This is a genomic window from Bacteroides sp. Phil13 (genome assembly GCF_001940965.1).
In the GTDB taxonomy this organism is placed as follows: Bacteria; Bacteroidota; Bacteroidia; order Bacteroidales; family Bacteroidaceae; genus Bacteroides; species Bacteroides intestinalis.
In genome coordinates this window covers 78,898-100,184 of the sequence record NZ_MSHA01000081.1, presented here as the reverse complement: position 1 = coordinate 100,184, position 21,287 = coordinate 78,898, and the positions used below count along the sequence as shown (strand labels likewise).

Genomic DNA, 21,287 nt, shown 5'->3' with positions numbered 1-21,287 from the left:
TATAATTTTTCTACAAAGATATAAACAAATGATAAAAACGCACATACCCCTTCGAACTTTTTCTGTGGAGGTGTGTTATATAATTGTGTTTTTCATAGTATTAGATATAAGATTAATTAAAGGAGACTGTACCCGCTTGTGATAAGTAAGTACATCAAAAACAGAAGCGTCTGTTTGATTGATAAATGTGTAAGGAGCATCGGTTTACCAGAGCCGATGCTTTTTTTGTCCCTCTTTGTAGCATGTTAGGAAAATTATGCGTAATTTTGTCAGATAATAAGGAAAATACCAATATGAACATCCCTGTTATTTTTCAATTCTTGAAAGAAGTGTCCGCTAACAATAATCGCGAATGGTTCAATGCTCATAAGGACTTGTATGAAGAAGCCCGTGGGGAGTTTGAGAACTTGTTATCGGCTATAATTACCCGTATCTCGCTTTTCGATGAAAGTATTCGTGGCGTTCAAGTCAAAGACTGTACTTACCGGATTTATCGTGATACGCGCTTTTCGCAGGACAAGACCCCGTATAAAACTCATTTGGGCGGATACATCAACGCCCGCGGTAAGAAATCAGACCACTGCGGTTACTATGTTCACATTGAACCGGGCAACTGTCTGTTGGCAGGTGGTAGCTATTGCCTGCCTCCTAAGACGTTGAAAGCCGTGCGACAGGCAGTGTATGATAACATAGACGAATTTCGCGGTATAGTTGAAAATCCGGATTTCAAGCAATACTTCCCGGTAATAGGCGAAGATTTCCTGAAAACAGCTCCCAAAGGGTTTCCAAAGGATTTTGAATATGTACAATATCTGAAATGCAAGGAATATACCTGTTACTGCAATCAACCGGACAGCTTCTTTCTGGCATCCGATTGCGTAGATCGTACGGCGGAAATCTTCAAGCAAATGAAACCTTTTGCTGATTTCCTGAACTACACGATTGACGACTTTGAATAAAATTTGATAATAATATAACTAACTTAAAACATTAAAGCTATGGTAGTAGATAGATTAGAAAATTTAGAAAAATATGCATCGTTGAACCCCTTGTTCGCCCAAGCTATTGAATTCTTGCAATCGCATGACTTGAACGCAATGGAAGTTGGCAAAACCGAACTGAAAGGTAAAGACCTGGTTGTAAACGTAGCTCAAACTACCCCTAAAGCTAAAGAACAAGCCAAACTGGAAACACACAATGAATTTATAGATATCCAGATTCCTCTCTCCGGTGCGGAAGTAATGGGCTATACCGCAGGAAAAGATTGCGTACCGGCTGATGCTCCCTACAATGCAGAGAAAGATATTACTTTCTTCGAAGGACTGGCTGAAACTTATATCACTGTAAAACCTGGAATGTTTGCTATATTCTTCCCTCAAGACGGACATGCTCCCGGCATTTCTCCTGACGGTGTGAAGAAAGTCATTGTGAAAGTGAAAGCATAATAATCCAATCAATCAAAAACTCATCCTTTATGGAAACATTGAATTTGATCAAAAACGACCCCTGGCTGGAACCTTTCGAAGATGCCATCAAAGGCCGTCATCAGCATGTATTAGACAAAGAGGCTGAACTGACGAACAAAGGGAAACAGACTTTGTCTGATTTTGCCTCGGGATATTTATATTTCGGACTTCACCGTACTGCTGACGGCTGGATTTTCCGTGAATGGGCACCCAACGCCACAGAAATATTTATGGTGGGCACATTCAATGAATGGAAAGAACTGAAGAAGTACAGTCTGAAACGTAAGGATTATGGTGTTTGGGAAATCAAACTTCCGGCAGATGCCATGAGACACGGTGATTTATACAAACTCATTGTACATTGGGAAGGCGGTTGCGGAGAACGTATTCCTGCCTGGGCAACACGGGTGGTACAAGACGAGCAAACCAAGATTTTTAGTGCGCAGGTCTGGTCACCGGAAAAGCCATATAAAGTAAAGAAGCGTACATTTAAACCTAATACGGATCCTTTGCTTATCTACGAATGCCACATCGGTATGGCGCAACAGGAAGATAAAGTAGGAACTTACAACGAGTTCCGTGAAAAAACTCTTCCGCGCATAGCTAAAGCCGGATACAATTGCATTCAAATCATGGCAATTCAGGAACATCCCTACTACGGTAGTTTCGGTTACCATGTATCCAGTTTCTTTGCCGCTTCTTCCCGTTTCGGTACTCCGGAAGAATTGAAGGAGTTGATCGATACCGCACACGGATTGGGTATTGCAGTGATTATGGACATCGTTCATTCTCATGCAGTAAAGAATGAAGTGGAAGGCTTGGGCAATTTTGCCGGTGATCCGAATCAATACTTCTACCCCGGCGCACGACGTGAACATCCGGCTTGGGACTCACTTTGTTTCGACTATGGAAAGAATGAAGTTATCCATTTTCTTCTCTCCAACTGTAAGTACTGGCTTGAGGAATACGGATTCGACGGCTTCCGGTTCGATGGTGTAACATCTATGCTCTATTATAGTCACGGACTGGGTGAAGCCTTCTGTAATTATGGAGACTATTTCAATGGCCATCAGGATGACAATGCCATTTGCTACCTGACACTTGCCAACAAACTTATCCACGAAGTAAATTCCAAAGCAATAACGATCGCCGAAGAAGTATCGGGAATGCCCGGTCTTGCAGCTAAAGTTGAAGACGGCGGCTATGGTTTCGACTACCGTATGGCGATGAATATCCCCGATTATTGGATCAAGACCATCAAAGAAAAAATAGACGAAGACTGGAAACCGTCCAGCATGTTCTGGGAAGTAACCAATCGTCGTAAAGATGAAAAGACCATATCTTATGCAGAAAGTCACGACCAGGCATTAGTGGGTGATAAGACGATTATCTTCCGTCTGATAGATGCCGATATGTACTGGCATATGCAGAAAGGCGATGAAAACTACACAGTAAATCGTGGTATTGCTCTTCACAAGATGATACGTTTACTGACTTCAAGTACTATCAATGGTGGTTATCTTAACTTCATGGGCAACGAATTCGGTCACCCCGAATGGATTGATTTTCCACGTGAAGGTAATGGATGGTCATGCAAGTATGCCCGCCGTCAGTGGGATCTGGTAGATAACAAGAATCTTACTTACCACTATATGGCTGACTTTGATGCTGGTATGCTCAAAATCATTAAGAGCGTGAAAGCGTTCCAGGCAACACCTGTTCAGGAAATCTGGCACAATGACGGCGATCAGGTATTGGCATATATGCGTAAGGATTATGTCTTTGTGTTCAATTTCAATCCCAAACAGTCATTTACCGATTATGGCTTCCTGGTTTCTCCGGGCACATATGAAGTAGTATTGAATACGGATAATCCTGCTTATGGCGGTAATGGATTGACTGATGACACTGTAAAACATTTCACTATTGCTGATCCTCTTTATGAAAAAGAGAAGAAGGAATGGTTGAAGTTATATATTCCTGCCCGTACAGCAGTAGTATTGAAGAAAACGAAATAAATAACATACTATAAATAAGAAAGCCGTGTCGGGAAATTCCAACACGGCTTTTTTATTCTTCTTTTCGATAGATTATTTCAATTGCGCTTCAATTTGCGGTAATAGTTTCTTAATATTATCTATCATACTTTTTTCACGAGGTTTGTCTGCCGAGAGTAAGGGGAGTGCACGTTCCAGATACGTTTTAGCATTCTGGAAGTTCTTGTCAGCGATTTCTTTCTGTGCATCGTACTTAGCTTTATCTGAATTAGCCAATGGTGCTGCATTCTTCAAAACTAAAGCTGCCTTATTATAAGAAAGTGTACCCAAGCTGTACAATGCATTGGTATTCTTTTCATCGTCAGCAAGTACTTGTTTGAAAGCTTCCTCAGCATCATCCAGTTTATTAGCCTTTTGTGCTTTGATACCGGCATTCAGATAATAATTAGCATGAAGTCTTTTCAATGTCTTGTTTTCCGGAGCTGCTTCTATACCCTCTTTCAGAGTGGCAAGATACTCACTGTCTTTTTTCAAATCCTTCAATGCACCGGCTTTACCTACATATGCATTTCCCAGATTATATTTCTTTTGAATAGCAATATCAAAATACTTGAGAGCTTCTTCCGGTTTTTTGATTTTATCGGCGCAAACGCCGCAGTTGTAAGCGATAACAGAGTCCTGATTGTTTGTCTGTGTCAGGTAGGTACTGAATTTTGTAAATGCTTCCTGGTAATTTTTGGCTTCGAGTGCTGCCTTTCCTTCGTTAATTAGATTTCCAGGTTCTGTAGTTTGCGCAAAAAAGTTAGTTGCTGCACAACACAGCGCAATAGATAACAAAAATTTTTTCATGTGCTTTAAATTTTAAAAGTTGATATTCCAAAATTAGTGTTCATAGCTATAGAAGCAAAACCATTTTAACTTTTTTGTAGTTTTTAGGACAGCTGTAACAAATGTTATTTTACGTAAATTTCAAGGGGAACTATCTAGAGACAAACAGCATGAGAAAAACAAATTGTGCACATAATCAAAATAGATTATATTCAGAATGAAAATAAATCATACAGAAAAATCCCCGTATTCTACAGAATTACCCTAATTAATGAAATAGAAAAGTCGCAAACGCTTATTTATTAGCGATTTGCGACTTTTCTTCTGTGATTCCGTTGCGATTCGAACGCAAGACCCACGCCTTAGAAGGGCGTTGCTCTATCCAGCTGAGCTACGGAACCATCCTTAATTGCGGTGTAAAGGTACGCTTTTCTGTGAAATTTGCAAAGATTTTACGCAGAAAATATTTTGTAAATAGATACTTTTATATCCGATTAGATGTTATAATCCTAATGGTAAACCAGTTACATACCATAAAATAAATAACAAAGTCCAGGCTAATAATATATAGAGAGAGTATCTCCAAGTATATTTCAGTAATGAACCATAGGTCGCTTGCTTATCATATTGCTGCATGTAAGTAAGGATAAGAGGCATGTAGAACATGAAAGGAGTGATGGCATTGGTGGCACTGTCACCAATACGAAAGGCGCATTGCACCATATCCGGAGAAATCCCCATATTGGCAAAGAACGGAACAAAGATGAAGGACATGAAAGTCCACTTGGCAGTGGCAGAAACCATAATAAGGTTCACAAGTGCTGTAAAGAGAATAAATAGAATGAGTATCCATAAACTCCCAAGATGGATGGACGAAAGCATGTCCGCTCCCATAATGGCTATACATTTATCCAAATGAGAATACTCGAAACACGCAAACATCTGAGCAGCAAAGAAAGTGATAACAAAGTAAACACCCAACAATTTCATAGGTTGAGTAAGCCCCTCAATCACATCTCCATCTGTACGATAACGACCGGAAGCAAAGCCATAAACCATCCCCATAAGCCCGATACCAAAAGAAAGCAGAAACAGAATGCCCTCTATAAAAGGAGAACGGATCAGACCACCATTCACACTACGCAAAATACCCCATGAAGAGAAAGTAGCCCAAAGAATCACGGTTGTATAAATCACCCCGATAGATACTGCACCTATCATAGCACGACGTTCTTTACGGGATAATTGCTTATAACCATTGAAACGAATATGACCGGCATATTCTCCCAAAGCCGGAAGAAGATTACGGCGGGTTACCTGATAAATAATAAAAGCCAGCAAAAAAGTAGATGCAAACAAGAAATAGTAATTGCATAAAGGCCCTGTATTTCCAGGTGATACATTTGCCATGTCCGCAGCTTCCTGGGTAGTGGCAGCAAGCATAGGATCCAAAGTACTCAGCATCAGGTTAGCGCTATACCCACACGAAACAGAAACGTATGCCGTAATAATACCTGCAACCGGATGCAGCCCGACCGAATGGAATAAAGTTGCTGCAATCGGTAAAAGAATTATATATCCGGCATCACCTACTATATTGGAAAGCAATCCCAAGAAAATAACCAGTATCACCATGCGCCATAGATTATGCTTACGACGTGCCCCACCGCGGATACAAGCATCTATAAAACCTGAATGTTGTGCCACCCCGATACCAAACATAGCCACAATTACCAAGCCCAGCGGAGCAAACCCCGTGAAATTAGTAACCACATGCCGCAACAGCCAACGAACACCTTCCGGACTAAGCAAACTTTGTACCCGTATCTCCTCCCCTGTTTGCGGTTGAAACACGCTCAGGCCGTAAATGTCAAATATCCATGATAGGACAATGACAGCCAGCGTCAACAAGAGAAACATTGTTGCCGGATGCGGTAGACGCCATTTGTTATTCATCATCTGCTTCCAGATTATCTATATCAAGAATACGGAGTTCCAAAGCACGCACAACCAGACGGGTTGCATTCACTCCTACCCGCTCTCCTTGTGGAAACAGACGGTTTACCAAATCATTCTGACGCTTTTCCAGAGATTTAACTCCAAAAGGCATGCCTTTCAGGTTAGCAATCATATCTTTGGTATACCCCAATGCCAGATGGCGTAGGAAACGTTCGTCATACTCATCAATATCATAACTGATAACCGCTTCCTGACGTTTAGCATCATTCGCAACAGATTGCTTGAAACGGTCTACAATTTTTTCCAGAATAGGATAATTAAAAACCAGCTTCTTTCCATCCATTACTGCCTGTACATCTGTTTTCGTAAGCAGCTCACCTGTTTTCAAAATAATACCGTCAGCACCCGCATTCAGAACATCCACCCAAAGCTTTTCATTCAGAATTTCTCCGGTAAATATGAGTACGTGTACTCCCGGATAGCGCTTAAAGATATTCCGGCAGATATCCACACCAATAGTAGTAGAACCACCCAACCCTAAATCCAGCAATACCAAATCAGGAACTCCGGCCTCTATCAATGTCCAGAATTCACTTTCGGTCATGGCCGTACCGATAACTTCCGCGTTGGGTATTTCATGGCGGAAGATTTCTTCCGTTCCTTTCAGTTCAAGCTTGACGTCTTCTACAATAATTACTTTGAATTTTTTGTCTTCCATATTATTTAATTTTATTTTCTTCTCGGTATCGTAAAATAAACTGTAAATCCGCCATTCTCAGCCGGTTCAGCATTGATGCGACAGCCACGTTTTCCAGCAAACTCGTCATGGTCACGAATAATCTGCTTGCAGACGAGATACTCCGTACCTTGCAACTCTCCTTTTTCTCCTGTTGCCGTCATACGTTCCAGGTTTGGATAGAAAAGTTGATTTAATTCCTCACGGGTTTTCGTCCTTCGCATATCAGTGAAAAGGAAACGAATATATTCTCCGTCTACTGCTGCCGCCAAATGTATTTCTCCATCCAGAGGAACAGACAAGGCTTCGTCTATCAGATTCTCCAATAAGAAGCGGAGTTGGATAAAATCTCCGACCACTCTTTCATCAATAGCTCTTGTAGAGAAAGATACAGCAACCCCTTTTCCCTTATTTGCTTTACGGAAATACTTTTCTGCCAGAGCAAACAACTCCGGTACGGAAATTATCCCGCGACGGAACGTAACTTCTTCCAACTGTCGCGATGCGCACGAACTCAAGATGGTAAATATACCTTTATAATATTCTATCAATTCGCTGATAGCTGAAACCGTCTCTTTTTCTTCCGTTTCAGAGAGAATACCTGAACGGAGTTTACCAATGAGTTGCTTGATCTTATTCGGATAATAAATTGTCTCGTGCTTGATGGTGGAAAGACAATTATCAAGCACCATATTCTGCACATGCAACATACCGTCCTCCCATGACGCCCGGTGTGCTTCTTCATGCGCAGCTTCGATGTCGCGGTATTTTGTTGCCAGTTTCACAACTGCATTGAAGACCACAATCGCTATATACCGCGCAATCAATTCCAGCAATAGATGAGCTGTCTCTTGATCAACATTCTCTTGCCGTTCTAGATATAACACACCCACACAGCGCGAATCACCCGCAGCATCCACCACCAAAGGCAAAGCTTCAAATCCCGGTGCGGACAGTTGAGTATGCTGTTCAAAACAGCGTTGAACTACTTCCTTCCAAAGTTCATCTTCTGCCGCAGATGATCCATTATCTCCCGTAGAGGACAACTCTTTTTCTATAGAATTTGACGCATATTCCAGTTGATGTGTCGTTTCATTATAAACGGCGATTCCCAACCGATCAATACTTAGCAACTCATTTACGGCATCAAAGCCTTCGTCAACGATACGTTGAGGAATAGCTTTCAGGGTATCTTCTTCCCGTTGCAATGCCTCTTCTGTTTCGGGAACTTGTATCAGGGAGGCAGCAAAGATCTGTCTATTGATTTCCAAAACCTGTTCCAGATTCCAACGGTTTACAAGACGTTTGCGAATATACAGGATGTAATATCCCAAGAGCAACATAGCTATAAGTCCGATAAACAGGATAACCCCCACCATCTTATTATTGGTGGAACGTTCCAACTGACGGCAATATTCCTCCAAAGACTGATCTTCACCCAGCAATTTGTACAAAGTCGTATAAGCGGCATTATTATAACTGTATGCATCCCATTGTTTCAACGCAAGAAAAGCGACAGCCGCCTCATTCCGGATATCCAGAATGACATGAAAGTCCGAATTGAAAAGATCATTCCACCAGGATAACTCACCCGGCTCCCCTTCTCCTCTCAATGACATATAGCGCTGCGGCTCCTGGGCATACCTCTTATAATGCGCATTCAGGCAAGACATGGCAGAATCTACATATTCCAAAGCCTGTTCAAAATTTCCTTCCACATTACTATAATAGGCATCATTGGCATAGTCGGACGCCTCATTCAACAGAGCTTCAAACTCATTTTCCGCAGCTAATGACAAAGAATCCTGAGCCGTTTGCGCATAGATTTCATCCGGTTGCATCACCGCTTCCTCTACTGCTTTATTGCATGAACTCATGCCTATAGAAAAGAATATGCACAGAAATACCATCAAAGTTTTACGCACTCCTGTAGGCAAACGGAAATAAAAACGACTGCCCTTCCCTAAAGTACTTTCTACATTGAACAAACAGACTCTGAATACTTCGTTCGTCTTCCGGTATTTCTCAATGATACCTTTACAATTCATCAGGCCGAAGCCGCTCCCTTTGTTTTTCAGTAGTTCTTCCCGGTCGGCAGCATCCTGTACGCCTATTTCCTGCGAATTATACAATTTCTCACCGACAATACGCGTCACATCTTCTTCTGAAAGGCCATAACCAGTATCTTCTACTGAGATTTCCACATATTCTTCTGTCGGATTTGCATAGACTTTTACCTTGCCTCCCTTTGGAGTATATTTACGGGCATTTTCTGCAAGCGTGTTTATCATGAACAACGTCAATGCCTTGTCAGCTTTCACACAGGTATCCGTTGGCGTCACTTCCAGTTGTTGCTGCTTCATTTCGAAGGCACGGCCTCCTTTCCGTATCAGATCGAAAAGCTCGTTCAATCCGAATGTTTCTATATTCAAGCTCAGGCTACCCTGTTTCATTTTAATCCATAAAGCAAGGATATCATTGTATTCATTGATGGTTGTCACCAATTCGTCCATATATTGATACTTTTCAGCTTTGATGTGTTCGTCATGGATAAAACCCTTTTCCGTCAGTTTATGTACTTCATTAATAATACGGTCTATATACGGATGAATACCATTCACAATGGCCATACACGCTTTCTTTATAAGATTCTGACGTTTATTTCCGGCTATATGCTGTTCGTACACGTACCGTTCTTTCTCCAACCGGCGACGTTCGTCACCCAGCGAGATGGAAGTCATACCGTTGTCAAGCGCCCATGTAATATAAGGAGCAATCACATGTAGTATTGCCTTCTCATCCTTTGTAAGACGTTTGGGTAATACCAACTGCCCATCTTCTATCCGGATGTCTTTTACACTGAAAAGTTCCTCTATATCTGTCTGCACAGCAGAAAGAATGGCATCTACAATCTCTTCTTCCGTCTGCGCGTCCGTGGGAATAGAAGCAGTTATTTTCTGACAAATGTCCAACATCTGCCTCAAACGGTGCAAATGGACATGATTACGTTCTTTAGACCGCTTATTGAATATCCAAAAGAATATAACCACCAGTATAAAACCGACAATCACGAAGAAGAGTAAAATATTGAGTTGCCGGGCTTCACTTTCCAAAGCCTGATAGCGGCTTTCTAACTCCTTATCCTGACGGGTATCTTCCAGAATATCCAGATAAATATTGCGATTATAATCGGAGTGTTGCTTCATTTCCAGTCCGGCATACGTAACACTCAGTTGTTCGCGAATACGTGAAATCCATTCTGGAACGGTTCGTAACTTACGCTCTATCCATGCTTTTTCTGAAGAAATGGTATCCCGCATATCATAGGTTTTCAACCAATCCAGGCTATCATGGCAATCATAAAAACGGCGATGATGGCTGTTCACACATTCTAAGGCAAGCGTCAGAGTGTCCAATGCTTCGGCATAGTTATCATGCGCATTCAGATATTTCCCAATAGAGACATAGGCACCGGCTATCTGATACACATCATTATATTGCTTGAATTTCTTCAAAGCCAATTGTCCTAAATGCATAGGCAACAGGGAATCCACAGGTACACCAAACTGTTTCAATGCATGAGACCGCCTGCCTTGGAAGAAATCATAATTATCGGGAGACGCCATCAGGTTAGCAAGCCCCTGCACTCCATTACCTTCAAAATACAAGTATCCTCCACGGGATGCCAATTTCCACGTTGTATACAGCTCGTCGAATTCACGTAAACGACGTTCGTCTGCAGTTTCGCCCTCACAAAGCGCCGCTGATCCTTTTATATAATGATAATACAATAACTGGTTCGTGTCTGCCGCAAGTTCTTCTTGCGGATAGATTTCGTTGATGGAAGCCACCGCTTCCGGACGTTGTTGCAGATAGTAGTAATAGACAGCGGAAACAATATAAAATTCGGAGTATGCATAGTTCAATCTCAACCGTTCGTGCTTATCTACGAAGAGCTTGTTATCTTCATCTATACGTTTCATGCGGCGGAGGGCACTGTTCCGATAGTCATAAAATTCTTTATTCATGGCTGTCCGCTGATAGATTTTCATCAGTCCGATATCGGCAACCAGCTGTTCCAGTTCATTTTTTGTCAGACTATACACATCTTTATGAAATTTCTCCGCTTTCTCAAAATCCATGCGCATAAAAGCACAAAAGCCCAGATTATTGGATGCTTCCGCTTTCCCCTGACTATACAGATTCACTTTTCCATAAGCTTGTGTGGCAGCATGACAAGAAGAGTCCAGGTCTTTATAACGATAAGAATAAGCCACTTGGTTGAGCGAATCGATAAGATGTACTTCCTTGGTGGGAGCAGTACCCACACAAGAAATCATTACTATGCAAAAACACAGTAAGCCCACCAATCGTATATGAGGAAACCGTTTCACTTAGCAAAGCTACAAATAAATCCGGGAAAGAAAAAAGATTTTTCTACAATAAGTCTTGTAGAATGTAGCGGGAAATTCATAACTTTGCAGCCGTATTAAACAAATAGGTAACATCTATTACAAAATGAGCGAAAAAGCACCCGTAATGGTATTCTCCGGAACTAACTCGAGATACCTTGCAGAGAAAATCTGCGCAAGCCTTGATTGCCCTCTGGGAAAGATGAACATCACCCACTTTGCTGATGGTGAGTTTGCTGTTTCCTATGAAGAGTCAATTCGTGGCGCACATGTATTCCTGGTTCAATCCACCTTCCCTAATTCCGACAATTTAATGGAACTTCTGCTGATGATCGACGCAGCTAAAAGAGCGTCTGCTAAAAGCGTTGTTGCAGTCATTCCATATTTCGGTTGGGCACGACAGGACAGAAAAGACAAACCTCGCGTTTCTATCGGCGCAAAGTTAGTAGCTGATTTACTTTCAGTAGCAGGTATCGATCGTTTGATTACGATGGATCTCCATGCTGATCAAATCCAAGGTTTCTTCAACATTCCGGTAGATCACTTGTATGCTTCGGCAGTGTTCCTACCCTATATCGAGTCCTTGAAACTGAAAGATCTTGTAATCGCCACGCCGGATGTGGGTGGTTCCAAACGTGCCAGCACATTCTCAAAGTATTTGGGAGTTCCCCTGGTATTGTGCAACAAATCACGTGAGAAAGCAAACGAAGTTGCATCCATGCAGATTATCGGTGATGTAACCGATAAGAACGTAGTATTGGTAGATGACATCGTAGATACAGCCGGTACTATCACTAAAGCAGCTAACATTATGTTGGATGCTGGTGCTAAATCAGTACGCGCTATTGCAAGCCACTGTGTAATGTCCGATCCGGCATCTTTCCGTGTACAGGAATCCAGTCTGACTGAAATCGTATTTACCGATAGTATCCCCTACTCTAAGAAATGCGCGAAAGTAAAACAACTCAGTATTGCTGATATGTTTGCAGAAACCATTAAGAGAGTGGTGAATAATGAGTCTATCAGTTCGCAGTATATTATCTAATAGAGAATTGGATATAAAAAACAAAGGCTGCGCAATTCAATATACTGCGCAGCCTTCATTTTTTATTTAAAGTTTCAAATCTTAATCTCTACTCCAGTCTTCCCATTTTGTACGTGCCCTTTTTTATTACTTTCCCGTTTTTATCCGTTTCAACAAAAGGACCGTGCTTTTTGCCTTGCTTGAAGAAGCCTTCGTAACGATTACCGTTTTTATCCTCCTGTATACCGTTACCTTCTTCCATACCATTCACAAAACCACCTTTATATTTAGTTCCGTCTGTCATAATCAGGGTTCCCTGACCATTGAACTGGTTATTTTTCCATTCACCTTCGTAAGAATCACCTACATTCCATTTATATGTTCCACGGCCGTCACGTTGGTTATCTTTCCAGTCGCCGTCATAGACCGCACCACTTGCCCAAGTAAACACACCTTTTCCGTGTTGCATGCCGTCTTTGAAGTTTCCTACATATTTATTGCCGTTAGCGTGATAATAAATACCGGCTCCGGTACGTTCACCCTGCACATACGCACCTTCATAGCGGTCGCCGGTGTGGAAGAAGTAAATACCTTTGCCATGTTGCATATCATCTTTCCAGTCGCCTACATATTTATCTCCGTTGGCATATTCGAAAGTTCCTTTTCCATCACGCACATCGTTCTTCCAGTCACCTTCGTATTTACAGCCGTCATTCCAGACAAAAGTACCTTTACCCTCTTTCTTATCATTCTTCCAGGAACCTTCATATTTGGAACCGTTTTTCCAAGTGTATGTACCTTGACCTTCACGTTTATCATTCACCCAGTCTCCTTCGTAAATATCACCGGTATAGTAGTACATTGTACCTTTGCCTTGCTGATAATCCTGAAACCACATGCCGTCATAACGGTTGTTGTTCATGAAATAGTAGATACCCTTACCGTGTTGCTGATCTTGAAACCATTGTCCTTCGTATTTTTCGCCGTCAGGAAATGTATAAGTACCATATCCTTCACGTTTTCCTTTCACATATTCACCCTCGTAGACATTGCCATTTTTGAAAACCGTCTTACCTTTTCCGTTGGGTTTACGTCCTTTCATTTCACCCGTATATACGGAACCGTCTTTGAAGGTATGAGTTCCTATCTTTATTTCAGAAGAGAAAGTTGTTTTTACTTTGTCGAAGAAACCGAATTTCTTTTCCTGGGCCGTCGCCCCGCCTTGGGACATGAATACCAGAATGAGTGCAGTATATAGATATTTCATTGAAAATTATAAATTAGCGATTTTAATAATAAGACGTGTAAACGTAGCAACTTGTTACACGTCCTATATAGTATTTGCACAAAGATACAATTAATCTGCTAAAAGGAAGGGGTATTCCACTTCTTTTATGACATTTTTTTGCCGGATACGATTTCTTTTAATGTCTCTTTGCACAAATAGCGTGAGGCAAGTTCACGTATCTCGGCAGGAGTAATTGTCTTCACAGCTTCTACGGCATCCCTCACATAAGAGTCCGGGAGACCGGAAGTATGAATAAAGATCCAGGCATCCGCCAGTGAGAAGGCAGACTCATAGCTGCGACACATATCGCCCAACATATAGTTTCTCACCATGGCAAGTTCTTCGACAGGTACGAGGTCATTTTGCAGACGGTCTATTTCATGGTAAACTTCTTTGATAAGCGGCTCTACAAATTCATTGGCAGTCTCTGCATTGACAACCAACAGTCCACTATCGGGATAAGGCATGATACCGGCAGATATACCATACGTATATCCTTTATCTTCACGAATATTAGACATCAAACGGCTACCGAAATACCCTCCGAACAAGGTAACCAGAACGCGAACTTTCAAATAGTCAGGATGGCGTCGATCCAAAGAAAGCATTCCCATGCGAACAGCACTTTGCATTGCATCGGCACGCTCGGTAAAAATACGTTTCTCAGAAGAAGTTACCGGAACATAAGACAGTTTTTCCGGCTTCCGGAAATCTTTACCGAAAGGTTCACTTCCAAAAAGAGTTTCAATACGACGGATAGCGTCTTCGCTGACCTTTCCCGCAAGATAGATACTGCAATTTCCGGAATGATAATATCGGTCGTAAAACGATTGCAAGACAGAAGGGTTGATCAAATGATAATCTTCCTTCTGCACTAATTGCCCGCACGGATGCGTATCGCCATATACGGCATTTATCAAAGTGCGATGGGCCAGAAAGTCCACCTTGGAGCAGTTCACAAGAAATTGCTGGATATTACTGTCGATAATCACTCCCAACTCTTTTTCAGGGAAAAGAGGTTCTTTTACGATAGATTCAAAAACATCTAAAGTTTCCGGCAGATATTTATTCAAAGAATAAAGAGTGATATAAGCATACTCGGACGAGCTGGAAAGCTCCAACCAGGCACCATAGTAATCCAACTTTTCGGCAATGGCCGCGGCTGAATAACGCCGGGTACCTTCGCGCAGCATCCGGTTGGTAAACAAAGCCTGCAAACGTTGGCTCTGTTGCCAGCGTCCACCTTCTATCAACAGATCAATTCGGACTACTTCATTATCCCCGGCATTGAGTATATATAAAGGTATGCCATTTTTCATCACCCGACATTCGGGAGATGGCACTGCCAGTTGTTCCGGCTCACAAATACGGGGCTGGATAGTTCTGTCTAACATATTTTCAAGAATTCTTCAGCCTTTTCCAAATCCTGGGGAGTATCAATGCCAATGGTCTCTACTTCGGTAATACCGGCTTTAATGGTATAACCATTCTCCAGCCAGCGAAGTTGTTCCAGCGATTCTGCCAGTTCCAGTGAAGATTGCGGCAACGAAGTAATCTCTTTTAAAACTTCAGCACGATAGGCGTATAATCCTATATGCTTATAATAAGTGTGATTTTTCAGCCAATCCTGTTTTTCCGCATTTCGCTGATAAGGAATAATGGAGCGGCTGAAATAGAGTGCATTCATGTTCTTATTCAGCACTACTTTCGGAGAATTGATATTCTCCAAAGCTTCAAATCCATTCTCAGGAGTAAAAGGTTTCACCAGTGTAGCAATCTGGGTCGCAATATCGTCGAAGCAAGCTTTTACAGTTTCCAGTTGGGAGGGTTGAATAAAAGGTTCGTCACCCTGAATGTTGACTATGACATCAAAGTCTCCCTCTATTTTAGTATATGCTTCATAGCAACGATCCGTGCCACTTTTATGATTCACAGAAGTCATCACTACTTTACCTCCGAAAGCTTTTACAGCTTCTTCGATCCGTTCATCATCTGTGGCCACATAAGCATCGTCCAGAATACCTGCCACTTGTTCATATACTCGCTGTATTACAGTTTTACCTCCCAGCATGGCCAACGGTTTTGCAGGAAAACGCGTGGATGCATAACGGGCGGGAATGATTCCTAAAAACTTCAACATGTTTATATTTACGATTTAATAGATACGCGTACCCATTTAAAATTACTCTATCTCTTTCAATCCCCGGCAAATATAATCCCTTTTTAAATCGTCGGGTTTATAGACCGTATCATCACATGATAATAAGTCCAAATCCAACCGGACTATTTCTTGTTTTTTCTCTTCAGGTATCCGTCCCGCTTCCCGTTCAATAGCTTTCAGGCAAGAAGTTATTTCCGCCGCATCATCATTGGAAATAAAACGTGCTACCTGATTGGAAAATAAAGATGAACGCCGGAAATAAAGCGGTTTAGTCTCTTCTTCCGTAGAAAAACGAATACCGGGAAACAGTTCTTTCAACCGCTTCCGCGCCAACGAAAGATTCTTTTTCCGTTGCTCGTTACTACCGATGCTGATTGTATAAACCACTTTCGAAATCAATAATTTAGACCGACACTTGAATTTTAATCAAAGAAGTCATCCAAACCGATTTCCGATGCCGGTTCCAGATCAACGTCTCCGTTATCCTTACAGGGATCAAAACCCTCAGGGAGTTGGAATGTCTCACTTTCATCATATCCCAGTGTTTTGTCTCCAAGCACTTTTACCATGTATTTTGACCAGATAGGCAATGCCATAGAAGCACCTTGCCCATGCGTCATACCATCGAAGTGAATGTCACGTTCTTCACCGCCTACCCAACATCCGGATACCAATGAAGGGGTAAAGCCCATGAACCAGCCATCTGCATTGTAATTAGTTGTTCCAGTTTTACCACCCATATCGGCTTTCACGCCTAAGCGACGAACACGTCCACCGGTTCCCTCATTGATTACCGCACGCAGCATAACCAACATCTTATAAGCACTGGAAACGCTGACAACTTCTTCCATTTCCGGAGAGAACGTAGCCAGTACATTGCCATCACTATCTTCTATACGGGTTACAAACATAGGTGCCACACGAATTCCTTTATTGGGGAATGCCGTATATGCACTTACCATCTCTCCTACCGAGATTTCGCAAGGACCAAGACAAAGAGCAATAGAAGGTACAATCTCACGATTGCGCACACCGAAACTATGTAACAATCGTTTTAACTCATACGGGTTTAATTTACTCATCAATCGCGCCGTAATCCAGTTGTCCGAATTAGCCAGTCCCCATTTCAAAGTCACCATCTCTCCGTAACGCTTATTATTTGCATTACGAGGCGCCCAAGGTTTACCATTCTCATCGAAGCCCTGAAACTCCACATGCCGCATCTCATCACAAGGAGAAAATCCATTCTCCATAGCCAGTGAATATACATAAGGTTTCATAGTAGAACCAATCTGCCGACGTCCTACCATTGCCATGTCGTATTGGAAGTAATTATAATTAGGCCCGCCTACATACGCCTTTACATGTCCGTTGTGCGGATCCATTGACATAAAACCGGCACGAAGGAAGTGTTTGTAATAACGGATAGAATCCATAGGCGTCATGATCGTATCCTTTTCACCATTCCAGGTGAATACCGACATTTCTTCAGGTGTATTGAAAGCCTTTTCAATTTGAGCATCCGATGCACCGGCTTTCTTCATGGTCCGATAACGATCAGACTGTTTCATGGTGCGGGCAAGGATTTCATCTACCTGCTCCTGCGTGATCCTGTTGCTGTAAGGCGCTTTTTTACGTCCTTTCTTTTCTTTGAAGAAATAGCCTTGCAGTTCTTTCAAATGTTCTTCTACCGCCTCTTCTGCATATTGCTGCATACGGGAGTCAATAGTCGTATAGATTTTCAGACCATCCGTATAAAGGTTATATTTTGAACCATCTTTCTTCATATTCTTTTCACACCAGCCGAACAAAGGATTATTTTCCCAGTCAAGAGAATCCTCATAGAATTTCTGCATCTGCCAACCTCGATAATCTCCCTTCACAGGCTTCTTGGCATTTAATACTCCACGCAGATATTCGCGGAAATAGGTTGCCATACCTTCTTTATGGTCAACACGGGTATATTTCAAAGTCAGTGGAAGTGCTTGCAGTGAATCACATTCTTCGGCAGTGATATATCCTGCTTTACGCATTTGATCGAGCACCACATTACGGCGTCCGCGTGAACGCTCGTTGAAACGAACGGGATTATAAAGAGCCGGATTTTTACACATACCAACTAAAGTGGCAGCTTCTTCTATTTTTAAATCTTTAGGTTCACAGCCAAAGTAAGTGTTGGCTGCAGTTTTGATACCGACTGCATTGTTTAAAAAGTCAAATTTATTAAGATACATCGTAAGTATCTCTTCCTTGGTATAGTAACGCTCCAATTTCACTGCAATTACCCACTCAATGGGCTTCTGAAACAAACGTTCCATTACATTGTCCGCGCTGGGCGAATAGAGCTGCTTCGATAATTGTTGGGTAATCGTACTACCTCCACCTGCATTCTTCTGGAATAATAAACCACGCTTCACAATGGCGCGAAACAGAGCAATTGCATCAATTCCGGAATGCTCGGCAAAACGCACATCTTCTGTTGCAATCAATGCATTGATGACATTGGGGGATAAATCATTATAGCCCACATATACACGGTTCTCTTTGCTAAACGAATAAGTACCAAGTACCTTCCCGTCTTCCGAGAAAACTTGTGTAGCAAACTTATAATTAGGGTTTTCCAGATCTTCAACAGGAGGCATATAGCCTATCCAACCTTTAGCAATGGAGAAGAAAACAGTGACGCAAGCCAATACTATGACGGCTAAGAATATCCAAAGGATTTTTATGATGTTCTTTATCATGTTTATTACTGTAAATTCACTAAATCAATAAAATAGATTACCTGTAAAAATAACAAGGCAAAGGTACGGAATTATATTGGAACACCCTTATAAATTCTATAGAAAACTCTTAAAACGCCACACTTTATCATCGGAAATACTACATTTTAACGGGTAAAACGCCACACTTCAGCAAGCACAAAGTGTGGCATTTCCGATGATAAAGTGTGGCGTTTGAGGGGATAGAATATGGCATTTTGGTGACCAAAAAGTGGGGAGAATTGAGCATTTTAGAGGCATTTTCATTTGGAAATCGACCGTTCCCATGCTGTTTTCGCTTAGAAAAAAAGTAAAAAAAATGAAGAATAAATCACTATCATTCAATACTTTAGTCAAAACAAATAGTGCATTTTTCTTTCTTATATATTCTTTATATAATAACAACAGCAGAAAAGAAAAAGAAAAGTTGCTGCTGATGCCGGTAATGATCCAAACAAATTCCGGCATCCATCTCACCGTATGAGCAGTTTCATCCCATGGGATTGTTTTTTTCGTCTCATGAGATATTTTTTTTCATTATTTTCTCCCGTCTTTCTTCCGTACTCCGCATCTTTTCCGTACCTTTGAACTCTCGAAAAGAAACAAAATAACGAACGATATGGAAAACAGAAGTTTAGTCACCATTGCCGAGCATAGCAAGGAAAAAATCCTCTACATGATCGAAATGGCGAAGCAGTTTGAAGCCCGTCCCAACCGTAGGCTGCTGGAAGGGAAAGTGGTTGCAACCCTCTTTTTCGAGCCGTCCACCCGTACAAGACTCAGTTTTGAAACAGCAGCCAACCGCTTAGGAGCCCGCGTAATCGGGTTTAGTGACCCAAAAGCAACGAGTTCTTCGAAAGGCGAAACCCTGAAAGATACCATCAAAATGGTGAGCAACTACGCCGATATCATCGTGATGCGGCATCATCTGGAAGGAGCAGCCCGCTATGCCAGCGAAGTAACCACAGTGCCTATCGTCAATGCCGGAGACGGAGCCAACCAGCATCCTTCACAAACGATGCTCGACCTCTACTCCATCTACAAAACCCAGGGTACACTGGAAAACCTGAATATTTTCCTCGTTGGTGATCTCAAATATGGCCGTACCGTACACTCACTGCTGATGGCAATGCGTCACTTCAACCCAACTTTCCACTTCATAGCTCCTGATGAATTGAGAATGCCCGAAGAATACAAAATTTACTGCCGCGATCATGGCATCAAGTACGTGGAACATACGGACTTTACGGAAGAAACCATAGCAGATGCCGACATCCTCTACATGACTCGTGTGCAGCGTGAACGCTTCACTGACCTCATGGAGTACGAACGGGTGAAGAACGTCTACATCCTGCGCAACAAAATGCTGGAACATACCCGTCCTAATCTATGTATTCTGCATCCCCTGCCCCGCGTCAATGAAATCGCTTATGACGTAGACGATAATCCGAAAGCTTACTACTTCCAGCAAGCTCAAAACGGTCTGTATGCTCGTGAGGCTATCCTCTGCGATGTATTAGGCATTACACTGGATGAGGTGAAAGCCTAAATTGTACTTTGTAAATTGCTAAATTGTAAATTGAAAGATGAGCGAAAAAAAACAAGAATTGCAGGTTGCCGCATTAGAAAACGGTACCGTTATCGACCATATCCCCTCTGAAAATCTGTTCACTGTAGTCTCTTTACTGGGACTGGAACACATGAACAACAATATCACCATTGGCTTTAATCTCAAAAGCGGAAAGCTGGGTACTAAAGGCATTATTAAAATTGCGGATAAATTTTTCTGCGATGATGAAATTAATCGCATCGCCGTGGTAGCACCTAATGTGAAGCTGAATATTATCCGGGATTATGAAGTGGTGGAAAAACGTGAAGTTAGCCTTCCTGAAGAACTTCGCGGCATTGTAAAGTGTGCCAACCCCAAATGTATCACGAACAACGAACCCATGGCGACGTTATTCCATGTAGTGGATAAGGAAAATTGCGTGATCCGATGTCACTATTGCGAGAAAGAACAAAACAGGAACGAAATTGAAATAATATAAAAGCTCGTAACTCTTTAGTCATGAAACAAGACTGGAAGCCCGGAACAATGATTTACCCGCTTCCTGCCGTATTGGTAAGTTGCGGAAGCACTCCGGAAGAATACAACATAGTAACAATTGCATGGACGGGAACGATTTGTACGAACCCGCCCATGTGCTATATTTCAGTACGCCCAGAACGTTACTCCTACGAAATTCTAAAACGGAATATGGAGTTTGTCATTAATCTCACGACCAAAGATATGGCGCGTGCAACGGATTGGTGTGGCGTACGTTCCGGGAAAGACTACAATAAGTTCGAAGAAATGCATCTGACACCGGGAAAAAGTACTGTGGTCAAAGCTCCCCTTATTGAAGAATCCCCCTTGTGTATAGAATGCCGTGTAAAGGAAATCATGTCACTCGGCTCGCATGATATGTTTATTGCCGATGTGGTAAACGTACGTGCCGACGACCGGAACCTGAATACGGAAACCGGAAAACTGGAGCTGGCGGAAGCTAATCCACTAGTTTATGTACATGGAGGGTACTATGAATTAGGTGAAAAGATCGGTAAATTTGGCTGGTCTGTTGAGAAGAAAAGATAGTGATTAACGGTTAGTGATA

General features: G+C 42.0%; 16 protein-coding genes and 1 tRNA gene. 7 read left to right on the top strand and 10 right to left on the bottom strand.

Translation table 11 applies throughout. The features are described from left to right. Positions 1-293: 293 nt before the first annotated feature. Genes BWI44_RS15155 through BWI44_RS15145 form a run of 3 tightly spaced genes read left to right on the top strand, consistent with a single transcriptional unit; the run spans position 294 to position 3,484 of the window. Complete coding sequence (locus tag BWI44_RS15155) at positions 294-959, top strand: DUF2461 domain-containing protein (RefSeq protein WP_022210103.1); 666 nt, start codon at positions 294-296, stop codon at positions 957-959. Between the two features lie 39 nt (positions 960-998). Continuing rightward, complete coding sequence (locus BWI44_RS15150) at positions 999-1,445, top strand: NanQ anomerase/TabA/YiaL family protein (RefSeq protein WP_007214042.1); 447 nt, start codon at positions 999-1,001, stop codon at positions 1,443-1,445. A 29-nt stretch (positions 1,446-1,474) separates the two neighbouring features. Continuing rightward, on the top strand, positions 1,475-3,484 hold the full coding sequence (locus BWI44_RS15145) for an alpha amylase C-terminal domain-containing protein (RefSeq protein WP_195209449.1): 2,010 nt from the start codon (positions 1,475-1,477) through the stop codon (positions 3,482-3,484). A gap of 72 nt (positions 3,485-3,556) precedes the next feature. On the opposite strand, the gene BWI44_RS15140 is transcribed toward BWI44_RS15145, so the two are convergent. The 5 genes from BWI44_RS15140 to BWI44_RS15120 all read right to left on the bottom strand — a co-directional run bounded on the left by BWI44_RS15140 (position 3,557) and on the right by BWI44_RS15120 (position 11,326). Next, positions 3,557-4,312, bottom strand: coding sequence for a tetratricopeptide repeat protein (locus tag BWI44_RS15140; RefSeq protein ID WP_007218411.1), 756 nt, complete (start codon positions 4,310-4,312; stop codon positions 3,557-3,559). A 306-nt stretch (positions 4,313-4,618) separates the two neighbouring features. Then, positions 4,619-4,692: transfer RNA gene (locus BWI44_RS15135), tRNA-Arg, on the bottom strand. A 100-nt stretch (positions 4,693-4,792) separates the two neighbouring features. Next, positions 4,793-6,247, bottom strand: coding sequence for an AbgT family transporter (locus tag BWI44_RS15130; RefSeq protein WP_115503464.1), 1,455 nt, complete (start codon positions 6,245-6,247; stop codon positions 4,793-4,795). Then, positions 6,240-6,968: a DUF5932 domain-containing protein gene (locus BWI44_RS15125; protein WP_007214038.1), complete on the bottom strand. Its 729-nt coding sequence runs from the start codon at positions 6,966-6,968 to the stop codon at positions 6,240-6,242. Before BWI44_RS15125 ends, BWI44_RS15130 begins: the two co-directional genes overlap by 8 nt. 11 nt (positions 6,969-6,979) lie before the next feature. Further along, positions 6,980-11,326 (bottom strand): DUF5113 domain-containing protein, encoded by a 4,347-nt coding sequence (locus BWI44_RS15120; protein WP_195209450.1) that lies wholly within the window; start codon positions 11,324-11,326, stop codon positions 6,980-6,982. 178 nt (positions 11,327-11,504) lie between these two features. Between BWI44_RS15120 and BWI44_RS15115 the strand changes: the two genes are divergently transcribed. Beyond that, the gene (locus tag BWI44_RS15115; protein ID WP_007214035.1) at positions 11,505-12,443 is read left to right on the top strand and encodes a ribose-phosphate pyrophosphokinase; all 939 of its coding nucleotides are present in this window, start codon (positions 11,505-11,507) and stop codon (positions 12,441-12,443) included. Positions 12,444-12,531: 88 nt separating this feature from the next. Here BWI44_RS15115 and BWI44_RS15110 read toward each other — a convergent pair whose 3' ends face one another. From BWI44_RS15110 to BWI44_RS15090, 5 genes are all read right to left on the bottom strand, one after another. Next, complete coding sequence (locus BWI44_RS15110) at positions 12,532-13,689, bottom strand: MORN repeat-containing protein (protein ID WP_195209451.1); 1,158 nt, start codon at positions 13,687-13,689, stop codon at positions 12,532-12,534. A gap of 125 nt (positions 13,690-13,814) precedes the next feature. Continuing rightward, positions 13,815-15,104 carry a M16 family metallopeptidase gene (locus BWI44_RS15105; RefSeq protein ID WP_115503283.1) on the bottom strand — a complete coding sequence of 430 codons (1,290 nt, stop codon included), beginning with the start codon at positions 15,102-15,104 and terminating at the stop codon, positions 13,815-13,817. Then, entirely contained in the window at positions 15,098-15,847 is a 750-nt protein-coding gene (gene kdsB / locus BWI44_RS15100; protein ID WP_286814972.1) for a 3-deoxy-manno-octulosonate cytidylyltransferase, read from the bottom strand. The genes BWI44_RS15105 and kdsB overlap by 7 nt, the downstream gene beginning before the upstream one ends. Before the next feature lie 45 nt (positions 15,848-15,892). Further along, complete coding sequence (locus tag BWI44_RS15095) at positions 15,893-16,258, bottom strand: 2-amino-4-hydroxy-6-hydroxymethyldihydropteridine diphosphokinase (protein WP_044532125.1); 366 nt, start codon at positions 16,256-16,258, stop codon at positions 15,893-15,895. Between the two features lie 35 nt (positions 16,259-16,293). Beyond that, positions 16,294-18,615, bottom strand: coding sequence for a transglycosylase domain-containing protein (locus tag BWI44_RS15090; protein ID WP_044532122.1), 2,322 nt, complete (start codon positions 18,613-18,615; stop codon positions 16,294-16,296). 637 nt (positions 18,616-19,252) lie between these two features. Here BWI44_RS15090 and pyrB point away from each other — a divergent pair. Genes pyrB through BWI44_RS15075 form a run of 3 tightly spaced genes read left to right on the top strand, consistent with a single transcriptional unit; the run spans position 19,253 to position 21,268 of the window. Continuing rightward, complete coding sequence (pyrB, locus tag BWI44_RS15085) at positions 19,253-20,182, top strand: aspartate carbamoyltransferase (protein WP_007214026.1); 930 nt, start codon at positions 19,253-19,255, stop codon at positions 20,180-20,182. Positions 20,183-20,219: 37 nt separating this feature from the next. Beyond that, positions 20,220-20,681 (top strand): aspartate carbamoyltransferase regulatory subunit, encoded by a 462-nt coding sequence (gene pyrI, locus BWI44_RS15080; protein WP_007214025.1) that lies wholly within the window; start codon positions 20,220-20,222, stop codon positions 20,679-20,681. A gap of 20 nt (positions 20,682-20,701) precedes the next feature. Then, the gene (locus BWI44_RS15075; protein WP_115503281.1) at positions 20,702-21,268 is read left to right on the top strand and encodes a flavin reductase family protein; all 567 of its coding nucleotides are present in this window, start codon (positions 20,702-20,704) and stop codon (positions 21,266-21,268) included. The last annotated feature ends 19 nt before the right edge of the window (positions 21,269-21,287 follow it).

Bases quoted from the DNA above. Each gene is read 5' to 3' on its own strand.
- BWI44_RS15155 (WP_022210103.1), top strand. From the start codon at position 294: ATGAACATCCCTGTTATTTTTCAATTCTTGAAAGAAGTGTCCGCTAAC.
- BWI44_RS15150 (WP_007214042.1), top strand. From the start codon at position 999: ATGGTAGTAGATAGATTAGAAAATTTAGAAAAATATGCATCGTTGAAC.
- BWI44_RS15145 (WP_195209449.1), top strand. From the start codon at position 1,475: ATGGAAACATTGAATTTGATCAAAAACGACCCCTGGCTGGAACCTTTC.
- BWI44_RS15140 (WP_007218411.1), bottom strand. From the start codon at position 4,312: ATGAAAAAATTTTTGTTATCTATTGCGCTGTGTTGTGCAGCAACTAAC.
- BWI44_RS15130 (WP_115503464.1), bottom strand. From the start codon at position 6,247: ATGAATAACAAATGGCGTCTACCGCATCCGGCAACAATGTTTCTCTTG.
- BWI44_RS15125 (WP_007214038.1), bottom strand. From the start codon at position 6,968: ATGGAAGACAAAAAATTCAAAGTAATTATTGTAGAAGACGTCAAGCTT.
- BWI44_RS15120 (WP_195209450.1), bottom strand. From the start codon at position 11,326: ATGATTTCTTGTGTGGGTACTGCTCCCACCAAGGAAGTACATCTTATC.
- BWI44_RS15115 (WP_007214035.1), top strand. From the start codon at position 11,505: ATGAGCGAAAAAGCACCCGTAATGGTATTCTCCGGAACTAACTCGAGA.
- BWI44_RS15110 (WP_195209451.1), bottom strand. From the start codon at position 13,689: ATGAAATATCTATATACTGCACTCATTCTGGTATTCATGTCCCAAGGC.
- BWI44_RS15105 (WP_115503283.1), bottom strand. From the start codon at position 15,104: ATGTTAGACAGAACTATCCAGCCCCGTATTTGTGAGCCGGAACAACTG.
- BWI44_RS15090 (WP_044532122.1), bottom strand. From the start codon at position 18,615: ATGATAAAGAACATCATAAAAATCCTTTGGATATTCTTAGCCGTCATA.
- pyrB (WP_007214026.1), top strand. From the start codon at position 19,253: ATGGAAAACAGAAGTTTAGTCACCATTGCCGAGCATAGCAAGGAAAAA.
- pyrI (WP_007214025.1), top strand. From the start codon at position 20,220: ATGAGCGAAAAAAAACAAGAATTGCAGGTTGCCGCATTAGAAAACGGT.
- BWI44_RS15075 (WP_115503281.1), top strand. From the start codon at position 20,702: ATGAAACAAGACTGGAAGCCCGGAACAATGATTTACCCGCTTCCTGCC.